Here is a 12,229-nt window from a genome sequence, read left to right as displayed (position 1 = left end):
GGTTTTCTTCTGGTTTAATCCTGTCACCTTATGCGATGACAACCTTTTTTGGGTTGGCCAGCTTTCGGACCAGTGGCAGCCGGGAGAGATCCATGTTCCCGCCGCTCAAAACAACGCCGCACTGCTGCTGTTCAAATGTGTGGCATGTTTGGAGAAGGCCGGCAAGCGCTGTGGCACCAGCCCCCTCTACAAGGGTTTTCTCCCGTTCAAGCAGCAAAAGCATCGCCTGCGCGATTTCATGTTCTTCCACGGTGATGACCTGGTCCACGTATTTCTGGATACACGTATACGTTAACCTTCCATGCTCTTTCACGGCAATGCCGTCTGCGATTGTGGAAACAGACGTCAGTTTTTCCGGTCCTTTCTTATAAAGCGCATTATAGGTGGATGGTGCTTTAGCTGATTGAACACCGATCACCGTAATGTCCGGTTTCAGCTGTTTCGCAGCAAAAGCGACGCCGCTGATCAGCCCGCCTCCTCCGATTGGTACGAAAAGGCGTTCAAGATCCGGCTGCTGCTGAAGCATTTCCACAGCCACCGTAGCCTGACCGGCCATGACTTCATAATCATCAAAGGGATGAAGGAAAGTCGCGCCGGACCGTTCCTGTTCGACCCGCGCTGCCTGATAAGCTTCTTGAAAGGATTCCCCGGTAAGGACGACGGATGCCCCGTAGCCTTCCGTTGCTTCCACCTTCGCCTGTGGTGTTCCTTCCGGCATGAAGATTTTTGCCGTAATTCCCCGCTTCGCTGCAGCAACCGCCACCCCCTGGGCGTGGTTGCCTGCGGATGCGGCAATGACTCCACAGGCGGCTTCCTCTTCCGTTAGGCAGGCAACTTTATAGGAAGCTCCCCTGACTTTAAACGCACCGGTTTTCTGTTGATTTTCCATCTTCAAATAGACGTGATGCCCTGTCCGTTCATCAAAGGTTTTTGACGTCTGCAGCGGCGTGCGGTGTACAACCTCCTGCAGCTGTTCCTGTGCATCCATTACTTTAGCCAGCGTTAAGAAATCCCCAACGTCTTCACTCCTTTTTGTTTTTCTTCAAATTGGTCGATCTTGTCTTCGTACGTCAGCGTAACGGCAATTTCATCCCAGCCATTCAAAAGCATTTCTTTGTGATAGGGCTGGATATCGAATGCCACTTCGAAACCGCCGCCATCAATCGTCTGTGCCTCAAGATCCACGGCCACTTCATAAGCCTCCGCTTCCGCCTTTTCCATCAGCTGATCAACAACAGGCTTCGGCAGTTGAATGGGAAGAATCCCGTTTTTGAAGCAGTTGTTATAAAAGATATCAGCAAAACTCGGAGCTATGACGACACGGAAACCATAATCCTGGATCGCCCATGGGGCATGTTCCCTGGAGGACCCGCATCCGAAGTTCTCTCCCCCTGCTAAAACCGAGGCTCCATCATACTTCGGACTGTTCAGGGAGAAGTCCCCGCGTGGAGAGCCGTCATCATCAAACCGCCAGTTGTAGAAGAGGAACTGACCAAATCCCTGACGCTCAATCCGTTTTAAAAACTGTTTTGGAATGATCTGATCGGTATCGACATTCGATCGATTCAATGGGTAGACCAGACCTTTGTGCTGTTTTAGTGGTTCCATCTGTTCACCCTCCTACCGTACTGGCATATTTTCTGACGTCTACAAAACGGCCTTCAAGAGCTGCTGCCGCTGCCATTTCCGGGCTGACAAGATGGGTACGCGCCCCGTTCCCCTGACGGCCTTCAAAGTTACGGTTCGATGTTGACGCACACCGCTCACCCGGTGGAACGATATCATCGTTCATCGCCAGACACATGCTGCAGCCGGCATCGCGCCATTCAAATCCGGCAGTGAGGAATATGGTGTCCAGGCCTTCGGCTTCTGCTGCATCCTTTACTGATTTGGAGCCAGGGACAACAAGAGCCCTGACCCCTTCGTGGACACGGCCGCCACGGACGATTTCAGCCGCCCGGCGAAGATCGCTCAAACGGGAGTTTGTACAAGATCCGATAAACACGTGTTCAACAGGTATGGATTCGATTGCCTGATTCGCCTCAAGGCCCATATAATCGATTGCCCGCTCAATGCCGTCACGGTCATCCTCCACCTGCTCCGGATCGGGGACACGGCCGCCGACAGGAACACACTGAGAAGGGTTGGTCCCCCATGTAACCTGGGGCTCAATTTCATCAGCATGGATGGTAAGGGTCTGGTCGTATTCTGCCCCTTCATCCGATGCCAGTGACAGCCACTGCTCCTTGACTTCTTCAAAATCTTCTCCCTCAGGTACGTAACGCTTCCCGCGGAGATACTCGACTGTGGTCTCATCCGGTGAAATCAAACCGGCACGTGCGCCCGCTTCAATTGACATGTTACAGACCGTCATTCGTTCTTCCATCGTCAGATTACGGACCGCTTCGCCCGTGTATTCAATGACATGGCCGGTACCGAAACGGACGCCATATCGACCGATGATCGCCAGAATCAAGTCCTTGGCTGTCACTCCTGTGCCCAAAACTCCCTCCACATGAACCTGAAGGGTTTTCGGCTTGGCCTGCCAGAGAGATTGAGTGGCCAGCACGTGCTCCACTTCACTCGTGCCGATTCCAAATGCGAGGGCGCCAAAAGCCCCGTGTGTAGAGGTATGACTATCTCCACAGACGATTGTTTTTCCCGGCTGGGTTAACCCAAGCTCCGGACCGATGACATGGACAATGCCCTGGTCCGGGTGGTTGATATCCGCCAGCCGCACTCCAAATTCCTTACAATTTGTCTCGAGTGTTTCCATCTGTTTCTTGGAAACTTCATCCTTGATGACATTGCGGTGGATGGTCGGCACGTTGTGATCCATCGTAGCAAACGTACGATCCGGCCGCCTCACTTTCCTTCCGCTCATGCGGAGCCCTTCAAACGCCTGGGGAGAGGTCACTTCATGAACCAGATGCAGGTCGATGTAGAGAAGATTCGGCTTCCCTTCTTCTTCGTGGACGACATGCTGATCCCAAATTTTTTCAACAATGGTTTTTGGTTGACTCATTCCGTTCCGCTCCCTTCTTTTCTCTGTTGTACCGCTCATACATAGCAGCGCATAATGTTTTCTGTTGCATCACTCGTACTGATCTGGTCAACGATTTTAGCTGCCAGTTCACTTCCGCTGACCTTTACACCGTTTTTCAAATCGATGTCTGCGGTGTGGTACCCTTCCTGCAGTACGCCGGTCACTGCTGTTTGCACTTGTTCGGCTTCCTCTTCCATACCGAAGGAGTGCTTCAGCATCATGGCAGTGGAGAGAATACTTGCAATTGGATTGGCTTTATTCTGTCCGGCAATGTCCGGAGCCGAACCGTGGACAGGTTCGTAAAGGCCGACACTCTGTTCGTTCAGGCTTGCTGATGGAAGCATGCCTAGAGAACCGGTTAAGACAGAGGCTTCGTCGCTCAAAATATCGCCGAACATGTTTTCCGTAACTATCACATCAAAATACGATGGATTCGTTACAAGCTTCATCGCCGCGGCATCCACGAGCATATGCTCGACAGTCACGTCCGGATAATCCGCCTTTTTCTCTTCAACGATTTCCCGCCACATCCGGCTGGATTCCAGGACATTGGCTTTATCTACCGATGTCAGGTGTTTTCTTCTGACACGGGCGCTTTGAAACGCCTGATCGACGATTCTTTCAATTTCATGGCGCTCATAAGCCAGCGTATCCACGACTTCCTGTCCGTTATTGCGACGCTCACTCGGCTGTCCGAAATATAAACCCCCGGTCAGCTCCCGGACTATCAACAGATCACTGTTTTCAACGACTTCCTTTTTCAAAGGGGAAGCATGGAGCAGCTGTTGAAATGCCTGGACAGGACGGAGATTGGCAAACAATCCAAGCTGCTTGCGGATACCCAGCAGCCCTTTTTCCGGCCTCATGTGACCGGGCAGCTGATCCCATTTCGGACCCCCGACAGCTCCAAGGAAAATGGCGTCGGCTTTTTTAGCCGCCTGGACCGTATCATCCGGGAGCGGTGTCCCGTGCTGGTCGATGGCTGCTCCGCCAATGTCATGACTTTCAAATTTAAAGGTATGCTGGTAACGGTCGGCGACCGCCTGCAGCACCTGTCTGGCTGCTTTCGTTACTTCCGGACCGATGCCGTCGCCCGGCAGTAAAACTATATGTTTCTCCATGTACATCCCCCTTTGTTATACCTGCACTTTTTCGTAGCCTTCGTGACGTTTATGCTGATAAAGCGTACGATTGACCGCATTTAAAAATGCGTGGGCGGAAGCTTCCAGCACATCCTGAGCCGATCCACGGCCGGAGGCCTTTACCCCGTTGACAGTCAGCTGGACGTGAACCTCTGCCAGTGCATCACGTCCTCTTCCAATGGAGCTGAGTTGATAATCCTGCAGATGAACATCCGCATCAATCAAATCATCCAGTGTGTTATAAATCGCTTCGACACTTCCTTCGCCGGTGTTGGCTTTTTCCGCTTCTTCTCCATCCGGTTTCGTTAAAAGAACCGTAGCGGTCGGGCGGTTGATGCTGCCGTACTGGACCTGGAAGGCTTTCAGTTCGTATTTCGGCTGGTCTTCATGTTCGGTCTGCGTATCGGTAAGAATCGCAAAAAGATCATCGTCGGTGACTTCTTTTTTCTTGCCGGTCAAATCTTTGAAAGATGCAAACGCTTCTTTCAGCTTCGTTTCGTTCAATTCAAAGCCCAGCTCTTCCGCTTTCTGCTTGAAGGCATGCCGGCCGGAGTGTTTGCCAAGAACCATCCGGTTGGAATCAATGCCCACCATAGCCGGTGTAATGATTTCGTACGTCGTGGCTTCCTTCAGGACACCGTCCTGGTGAATGCCGGACTCATGGGCAAAGGCATTGCGTCCAACAACCGCCTTGTTCCCCGGAACCTGCATCCCGGTCAAACGGCTGACAAGATCACTCGTCCGCTTAATTTCCTTAAGAACCAGCCCCGTTTGGAAATCGTAGCGGTCCTGCCTGATCTGAAAGGCAACAGCAATCTCCTCTAAAGCGGCATTTCCCGCACGCTCGCCGATTCCATTGATCGTCCCTTCAATCTGACCGGCTCCATTTTCGACAGCTGCCAGGGAGTTGCTGACGGCCATCCCCAGATCATCGTGGTTATGCGTAGAGAGGACCGCTTGATCAATGTTAGGCACCTGCTCCCTTACATACCGGAAAAGACTGCCGATTTCATCCGGTGTCGTGAAACCGACCGTATCCGGCAGATTGATTACTGAAGCCCCCGCATCAATGACTTGTTCAATGATGTGAACGAGAAAATCCCGGTCCGAGCGCAGCGCATCCTCTGCGGAGAACTGGACATAAGGGAATTTTTCGCGGGCGTAGCGGACCATATTCACCGCCGTTTCCACCACTTCATCCGGCGTTTTTTTCAGTTTATGCGTCATGTGAATCGGAGAGGTGGCAAGAAAGACGTGAAGTCTCGGCTCCGCTCCGCCTTTCAATGCTTCCCACGCAATATCGATATCGCGCTTGTTCGCCCGCGCCAGTCCTGTCACTGAACAGCCGCGCACCGTATCGGCAATCTCTTTGACTGCATCAAAATCCGCCTGGGAGGAAGCAGGGAACCCTGCTTCCATAATGTCTACACCAAGCCTTTCCAGCTGCTTAGCAATTTCCATTTTTTCCAAACGGTTCAAGTTGACCCCGGCGGACTGCTCTCCATCGCGCAGGGTCGTGTCAAAGACATTAACGTGAGCCATGAGTGACCACATCCTTTTCTTTGGATTGGGACTTCTTGACGAACGGCATTAATTCACGGAGCTCTCTACCCACCTTTTCGATTTGATGCTGGCTTTCTTTGGCATTGATTGCTGTGAACTCAGGACGATTCACCTGGTTTTCAAGAATCCAACCTTTAGCAAACTTACCGGTCTGAATATCTGTCAGGACTTCTTTCATGCGGGCTTTCGTAGTTTCATCAACGACGCGTGGGCCTGAGACGAAATCACCCCACTGAGCGGTATCGGAGATGGAGTAACGCATGCCTTCCAGACCGCCTTCATACATAAGGTCTACAATCAGTTTCAATTCGTGAAGACACTCGAAGTAAGCAACTTCCGGCTGATAACCGGCTTCTGTCAATGTTTCAAAGCCTGCTTTGACGAGGCTGGTCAAACCACCGCATAAAACAGCCTGCTCACCGAACAAATCTGTTTCGGTTTCTTCCTGGAAGGATGTTTCCAGAACACCGGCACGGCCGCCGCCGATTCCCTTCGCGTAAGCAAGGGCGACCTCCTTGGCTTCACCTGTTACATCCTGTTCTACACCAATCAGGGCCGGCACCCCTGCTCCTTCTTCAAATGTACGACGGACAAGGTGTCCCGGCCCTTTTGGAGCGACTAGGAACACATCCACATCGGAAGGAGGTACAACCTGATTGAAATGAACGTTGAATCCGTGGGCGAAAGCAAGCGCTGCACCGGATTTCAGATTCGGCTTGATCTGTTCTTCGTACACTTTCGGCTGATACTCATCCGGAAGAAGGATCATAACGACATCGGCAGCTTCTACAGCCTCCGGAACCGTCTTCACTTCCACACCGTCTTCCACAGCTTTATCCCATGATTTCCCTTTACGAAGACCAACAACGACATCATGACCGCTCTCTTTCAGGTTTAATGCGTGGGCATGGCCCTGGGAGCCATATCCGATGACAGCTACTTTCTTATTTTTTAGAACCTCATCTTTAATATCATTGTGGTAGTATACGTGTGCCATGTTTCATCCATCCTTTCATCATTTTAATAGGGAGTAAGATTTGAATTCTGCTACCTGGGGCTGGTGGCCGCGCGTAAAGGCGGTCAGCCCGGTTCTTGCTGATTCTTTTATTCCATAAGGGCGGAGCAGATCGATGAGAGCATCAACCTTGTCGGATTTACCAGTCACCTGAACCGTGACACTTTCCTTGCTCACATCAATGATCGACGCCCGGAATGGCTCAATAATGCTTTGGATTTCATTGCGGATCTGAGGGTTGCTGATGACCTTCACCATCGCCAGTTCTCTTGCTACGATGGCTTTGTCCGTGATGTCCGAAACCTTCAGGACATCGATTTGTTTGTTCAGCTGTTTCGTCAGCTGCTCCAGCTTCCTCTCATCCTCCACCTCGACGACGAAGGTCATTTTGGATACTCCTTCGGTTTCTGTGCGGCCGACAGATATGCTTTCAATATTGAACTGTCGTTTAGCGAGGAGACCGGTGACCCGGTTCAGGACACCGCTCCGGTTATGAACCGTTGCTGTCACGATGCGTTTCATCGTTTCACCCCAATCATCTCGTGGATTCCTTTTCCTGGTGCAATCATTGGATAGACGTTCTCTTTCTGTAGAACCCGGCAGTCGATAAGGGCCGGCTGATCATTGCTCAGAATTTCAGGAAGTACATCCTCCAGCTGTCCCTGGGTTTCAATTTTATATCCAGGTACTTGGTAGCTCTCCGCCAGCTTCACAAAATCAGGCTGGACATCCATGATCGACTCGGAGTAGCGTCCGCTGTAAAACTTCTCCTGCCACTGCCTTACCATTCCGAGCGCCTGATTGTTGACGATAAGAACTTTGACTGGAAGCCGCCGCTCCTGGAGAACGGACAGTTCCTGCAGCGTCATTTGGAAACCGCCATCGCCGACGACCGCCACACAGGTGGATTTCCGATCTGCCAGCTGAGCACCAATCGCAGCTGGAAAACCGTACCCCATCGTCCCAAGACCTCCTGAAGTGACCCAGCGGTTCGGCTGATCAAACTGGTAATACTGGGCCGCCCACATTTGATGCTGGCCGACATCTGTCGTTACAACTGCTTCCCCTTTCGTATATTCATAGACTTTCTGGAGAAGCCACTGGGGGACGATATCTGCATCCGGCTGGTCATGCCACAAAGGGAAATCCTGTTTGTTCTTTTCTGCTTTCATCATCCAGTCCTGGTGATCCAGGTTCTGGACGGCTTTTTCATTCAATGATGTAAGAGCCGCTTTCGCATCTGATACGATTGGGATATGGGTTTCCACGTTTTTTCCGATTTCTGCAGGGTCGATATCGATATGCGCCACTTTGGCATGTGGTGCAAAATGCTTCAAATTGCCTGTCAATCTGTCATCAAACCGCGAGCCGAAGTTGATGAGCAGATCGCATTCGTACAGGGCCATATTTGCTGCATAGGTCCCGTGCATCCCGGCCATGCCAAGGGAGAGACGGTCACTTCCGGGGTAACTTCCCAGACCCAGAAGAGTAGAGGTGACCGGAAGCTCGTAATTTCTTACAAACGTCCTCAGTTCTTCAGAAGCCTTGGCATGGATAACGCCGGATCCGGCCAGAACGACAGGCTTTTTAGCTGCAAGAAGGGCCTCATGCAGCTTATTGATCTGCATAGGATTCGGTTTCGTCGTCGGCTGATATCCTGGAAGATGAAACTCCTTGTTGAGGTCTTTTTCAAAGACGGTTGAACTGATGTCTTTCGGAATATCCACGACGACAGGGCCCGGTCGTCCGGTCGTGGCAATGTGGAAAGCTTCATTCACAATTCTCGGAAGATCTTCAATATTCTGAACTTGATAGTTATGCTTCGTGATGGGTGTAGTGATTCCCATGATGTCCGATTCCTGGAATGCATCTGTACCAATGACCCCTTTCGCCACCTGTCCGGTGAAGATCACGAGTGGGATCGAATCCATCATGGCATCGGCAATACCGGTCACAAGGTTCGTTGCCCCTGGTCCTGATGTGCCGATAACAACTCCAGCACGGCCGGAAACACGGGCATAGCCTTCAGCTGCATGGATGGCTCCTTGTTCATGCCTTGGAAGCACGTGGTCAAAGCTGCCTTCCGCCCGGTAAATGGCATCGTAGATCGGCAGCACAGCTCCTCCTGGATAACCGAACAACGTATCAACACTCTGGCCAATCAATGCTTCTACAAGTAAATCGGCCCCTGTTTTCACTGCGGTCTTTTGTTCCGCACTTGCCTGTGCTTTCATTTTTTCATCCCTCCTGCAGTAATTGTGAAGAATAAAGCGGATTTTCCGCTGTTCCACCTGCTCTTTGTCGAATAAAAAAGAGACCTTCTCCTCCTCAAGTTCTCATGCACCACCAGAATGATGCAGGAACGTGAGGGGTGAAAAGGTCTCTCTTTACTTCCACGGTACCACCCTCGTTCATGAAGCTCTCAAAAGCTTCACCTCATGGAGTCGTCATAACTCCTTTTGATAACAGGTGCAGTGATACACCTGGTCCGGCCTACTAAGCATACCGTTCAGCGGGGACACTCAAGGATGATGTCAGAATAAGATGTATTTCCGGGCTTCCAGCAACCCCGGCTCTCTGTGAATACAAGGCCTTATCCCTTTTTCCTCTCATTGTTTTACGTTGATTCAGTTGTCAAAATGCGTCTAATCAGCTTACGTGCGCCTGATCCTTGCCGTATACCTTGTAACCATCTGTTGTTGTTACCTGTCTGAACTCAGACAAGAGATGGTTGGTCACAACACCCGGTTTCCCATTTCCTACCTGCCTCTGATCAACTTCAACGACGGCGATGACTTCTGCAGCGGTTCCAGTGAGGAAAACTTCATCTGCAACATACACATCGTGCCGTGTAAATGGCTGTTCCTTGACGGTATAGCCTTTCGCTTCTGCGAGATCCATGATGGCGTTTCTTGTAATTCCTTCAAGGGCACCTAGATAGGTTGGTGGTGTAAAGATGGTCCCGTTCTTAACAATAAAAATGTTGTCGGCGGAACCTTCCGTTACATACCCCTGGTCATTCAGCATGAGCGCTTCATCCACGCCCGCCTGATTGGCTTCCATTTTTACAAGAATGTTATTTAAGTAGTTTAAAGATTTCACCTGCGGTGGAAGGACATCCGGCCGGTTTCTTCTGCTGGAGACAGATGCAAGCCGGACTCCCCGCTCGTAAAGTTCTTTTGGAAATAAAGCGAGTGCTTCAGCAATGACAACCAGGCGCGGATTTGCACAGCTGGATGGGTCCAGACCAAGATTGCCTGATCCTCTTGAAACGACAACCCGGATATATGCCGTTTCCAGCTGGTTGCGGCGGACCGTCTCTGCGATAATTTCCTCAAGCTCCTCCTTTTCATATGGAATTTGGAGCATGATCGATTTCGCTGAATCATAAAGGCGGTTTAAATGCTCATCGAGCTTGAAAATGTTGCCTTCATAAACGCGAATGCCTTCGAACACCCCATCTCCATATAAGAAACCATGATCATAGACAGAAACGACGGCCTCTTCTTTCTTCACGTACTCGCCGCTCATATAAATCCATTGGCTGCTCATCCTCAGCACTCCTTTCTTTTATTATTTAATGTGTAAAATAGTTAAAGAATGATAAAGAAAATATGGACCCTCTATAGAAGGTGAGTATTCCACTTATACAGGGTCCAAGTTCAGGGCTTCCACATGAACCAACCGGACGATTGGGTGTAATCGATGTGGTTGATTGAGGACTACTCTAAACGGATTTTCACAGAAGGTCAACAGCTTTTCAGTAAATTTTCTGAACACTCCAATTATTCAATGAATTCGTGAAGCGCTTACACCGTTGGGACGGTTGACTTTTTCCGTTTGGAAAGACTTTCTTTTTTTCTTTTTTATCTCCATGACGGGCTTTAAAAGAGAAAAAAGAAAAGTAAACGATGGATGTATGTCATTTTGCCGGGAGATGAATTCCTGGAATGAATAAACGTTCAATTAGAGAGAACCCTTCTTTCTCATTGTCAAAAAAGGAGCGGCACAACTATACTCATGTCGATCAAAACCGTTTTCGATCACTTGTAATTGCCGAGCCCTTTTTCCTGTATTATTATGATGGATTCTATCGATCTTCCGGTTCTCACCGGTGAGTTGACTTGCGGTCCCGGATCAGGAATGATCATCCAATTCCTAATACGGGACCGCCGGTGGGACAGCCCCCGCGTTTCTTTTCCTAATCACTTATTGTCGGATCGCTCTGATTTTTCTTCACAAAAAAGAAAAAAGGTGGACCCGTTCCTTCTGACGGTTTCCAACCTTCTTCTGCTTGGTTTGTATGGATATTTTTCACTTTTCATTTCGTCTGTCTGCGATTATGAATCTGACCATCGGAAGGGCAGGAAGCCTTTAACCCGGCTGGCCCGGGCATACGCCCTGCCCTCCTCCCCCTTTTCTACATAGTTTGTGATATAGCAGAAAAAAAGGTGGTGAAAAGCATGGGCTGTGGTTATGGTGGCTACGGTTACGGCGGCTACGGTGGTTGTGGCTATGGAAGTTCATTTGTCCTGATCGTCGTATTGTTCATCCTGTTGATTATCGTAGGTGCATCGTTTTACTACTAATCGATGATGGGGGACGGACGTCTGTTCTCCAATCTACAAAAAAGAACCAGAGGTATTCACCACCTTCTGGTTCATTCATCACTGGTTGACAGTGGATATTTGTTTTTTCAATATAGAAAAGGTTATAATGAACGTCGAGGCATGAAACAAACTCTACCTGTATATGTCTCCCCTGAAACCGGAGCTCCCCGCTCCGGTTTTTCTATTTCAATATAACTTAGAACCTAAAAGTCCACGACAGAACATACGCCGTTCCTTCAGCTTTTTCTACGCACGCTCTTCTCTTTGATACTCCAGATTGATGTAGATCTGCTGCAGTTCCGGCAGCGTCATCTCCACCGTTTTCTTACCAAGCAGGTCTTCGGTGTAGCCGAGATTTCTCAGGTGGTCAATTAAAGCATACCTGTCCTCGAATGATTTTTCGGGCGGATAAGCCGACATCAGCATCCAATCAACTCCTGTACAAAGATTAAAAGATTATATCATTACTTCTCTTTGTTTACCCGGTTTTCCTGCTTATTAACAATACTTATTTTACCAGCTTCCCTGCGTCATTCGACCCCGAAGAAGGCTTCGGCCTTTGCAAGATATGGCTCTTCCTCCGGCCTCATCTCATACTCTTCAACGATCGCATCCACCGGGCACACCGACACGCAGGCTCCGCAGTCGATACAGATATCGGGATTGATATAGTACTGATCCTTCCCCTGTTCAATACAGTCGACCGGGCAGACAGTGACACATTCTCCTGCCTTTTCGCCTTCACAGGGCTGTGTAATGACAAATGCCATATGTATCTCTCCTTCTTTTCATATAGTCCCAGTTTCTCGAAGAAACAGGCAGGTTGTCAACTCCGCAGAGCGATTTATAATAG

12 protein-coding genes are annotated in these 12,229 nt (G+C 49.9%); 1 reads left to right on the top strand and 11 read right to left on the bottom strand.

The window, feature by feature from the left end; translation table 11 throughout:
• Positions 1-28: 28 nt before the first annotated feature.
• The 9 genes from ilvA to ilvE form a co-directional block, all read right to left on the bottom strand.
• Entirely contained in the window at positions 29-988 is a 960-nt protein-coding gene (gene ilvA, locus H615_RS0102125) for a threonine ammonia-lyase (RefSeq protein WP_027953613.1), read from the bottom strand.
• Positions 989-1,002: 14 nt separating this feature from the next.
• A complete protein-coding gene (gene leuD / locus H615_RS0102120; RefSeq protein WP_027953612.1) occupies positions 1,003-1,608 on the bottom strand; it encodes a 3-isopropylmalate dehydratase small subunit in 606 nt (201 codons plus the stop codon).
• Between the two features lie 4 nt (positions 1,609-1,612).
• Positions 1,613-3,025, bottom strand: a complete 1,413-nt coding sequence (gene leuC / locus H615_RS0102115) for a 3-isopropylmalate dehydratase large subunit (RefSeq protein ID WP_027953611.1) — start codon at positions 3,023-3,025, stop codon at positions 1,613-1,615.
• Between the two features lie 35 nt (positions 3,026-3,060).
• Entirely contained in the window at positions 3,061-4,167 is a 1,107-nt protein-coding gene (leuB, locus tag H615_RS0102110; RefSeq protein ID WP_027953610.1) for a 3-isopropylmalate dehydrogenase, read from the bottom strand.
• Between the two features lie 15 nt (positions 4,168-4,182).
• A complete protein-coding gene (locus tag H615_RS0102105; protein WP_027953609.1) occupies positions 4,183-5,730 on the bottom strand; it encodes a 2-isopropylmalate synthase in 1,548 nt (515 codons plus the stop codon).
• Complete coding sequence (gene ilvC, locus H615_RS0102100; RefSeq protein WP_027953608.1) at positions 5,717-6,748, bottom strand: ketol-acid reductoisomerase; 1,032 nt, start codon at positions 6,746-6,748, stop codon at positions 5,717-5,719. Before ilvC ends, H615_RS0102105 begins: the two co-directional genes overlap by 14 nt.
• An 18-nt stretch (positions 6,749-6,766) precedes the next feature.
• Positions 6,767-7,288, bottom strand: coding sequence for an acetolactate synthase small subunit (gene ilvN / locus H615_RS0102095; RefSeq protein WP_027953607.1), 522 nt, complete (start codon positions 7,286-7,288; stop codon positions 6,767-6,769).
• Positions 7,285-9,000 carry a biosynthetic-type acetolactate synthase large subunit gene (gene ilvB / locus H615_RS0102090; RefSeq protein ID WP_027953606.1) on the bottom strand — a complete coding sequence of 572 codons (1,716 nt, stop codon included), beginning with the start codon at positions 8,998-9,000 and terminating at the stop codon, positions 7,285-7,287. Before ilvB ends, ilvN begins: the two co-directional genes overlap by 4 nt.
• Positions 9,001-9,415: 415 nt before the next feature.
• Positions 9,416-10,318, bottom strand: coding sequence for a branched-chain-amino-acid transaminase (gene ilvE / locus H615_RS0102085; protein ID WP_027953605.1), 903 nt, complete (start codon positions 10,316-10,318; stop codon positions 9,416-9,418).
• Between the two features lie 911 nt (positions 10,319-11,229).
• On the opposite strand from ilvE, the gene H615_RS21935 reads away from it, so the two are divergent.
• Positions 11,230-11,355: a YjcZ family sporulation protein gene (locus H615_RS21935; RefSeq protein WP_084162947.1), complete on the top strand. Its 126-nt coding sequence runs from the start codon at positions 11,230-11,232 to the stop codon at positions 11,353-11,355.
• A gap of 267 nt (positions 11,356-11,622) precedes the next feature.
• Here the strand turns inward: H615_RS21935 and H615_RS0102075 are convergent, their stop codons facing one another.
• The gene (locus H615_RS0102075) at positions 11,623-11,802 is read right to left on the bottom strand and encodes a hypothetical protein (RefSeq protein ID WP_027953604.1); all 180 of its coding nucleotides are present in this window, start codon (positions 11,800-11,802) and stop codon (positions 11,623-11,625) included.
• Between the two features lie 104 nt (positions 11,803-11,906).
• Positions 11,907-12,146: a ferredoxin family protein gene (locus H615_RS0102070; protein ID WP_027953603.1), complete on the bottom strand. Its 240-nt coding sequence runs from the start codon at positions 12,144-12,146 to the stop codon at positions 11,907-11,909.
• Between the last annotated feature and the right edge of the window lie 83 nt (positions 12,147-12,229).

Origin of the sequence: Halobacillus kuroshimensis DSM 18393, assembly GCF_000425705.1 — a bacterium.
GTDB classification, from domain to species: Bacteria; Bacillota; Bacilli; order Bacillales; family Halobacillaceae; genus Halobacillus; species Halobacillus kuroshimensis.
Note: the sequence above shows the minus strand (reverse complement) of the source record. Positions and strands in the feature narration are given on the sequence as shown.

Excerpts from the sequence above, each read along its gene's own strand:
- leuB (WP_027953610.1), bottom strand. The coding sequence starts at position 4,167 with ATGGAGAAACATATAGTTTTACTGCCGGGCGACGGCATCGGTCCGGAA.
- ilvC (WP_027953608.1), bottom strand. The coding sequence starts at position 6,748 with ATGGCACACGTATACTACCACAATGATATTAAAGATGAGGTTCTAAAA.
- ilvB (WP_027953606.1), bottom strand. The coding sequence starts at position 9,000 with ATGAAAGCACAGGCAAGTGCGGAACAAAAGACCGCAGTGAAAACAGGG.
- leuD (WP_027953612.1), bottom strand. The coding sequence starts at position 1,608 with ATGGAACCACTAAAACAGCACAAAGGTCTGGTCTACCCATTGAATCGA.
- H615_RS0102075 (WP_027953604.1), bottom strand. The coding sequence starts at position 11,802 with ATGCTGATGTCGGCTTATCCGCCCGAAAAATCATTCGAGGACAGGTAT.
- ilvN (WP_027953607.1), bottom strand. The coding sequence starts at position 7,288 with ATGAAACGCATCGTGACAGCAACGGTTCATAACCGGAGCGGTGTCCTG.
- H615_RS0102070 (WP_027953603.1), bottom strand. The coding sequence starts at position 12,146 with ATGGCATTTGTCATTACACAGCCCTGTGAAGGCGAAAAGGCAGGAGAA.
- ilvA (WP_027953613.1), bottom strand. The coding sequence starts at position 988 with ATGGATGCACAGGAACAGCTGCAGGAGGTTGTACACCGCACGCCGCTG.
- H615_RS0102105 (WP_027953609.1), bottom strand. The coding sequence starts at position 5,730 with ATGGCTCACGTTAATGTCTTTGACACGACCCTGCGCGATGGAGAGCAG.
- H615_RS21935 (WP_084162947.1), top strand. The coding sequence starts at position 11,230 with ATGGGCTGTGGTTATGGTGGCTACGGTTACGGCGGCTACGGTGGTTGT.
- ilvE (WP_027953605.1), bottom strand. The coding sequence starts at position 10,318 with ATGAGCAGCCAATGGATTTATATGAGCGGCGAGTACGTGAAGAAAGAA.
- leuC (WP_027953611.1), bottom strand. The coding sequence starts at position 3,025 with ATGAGTCAACCAAAAACCATTGTTGAAAAAATTTGGGATCAGCATGTC.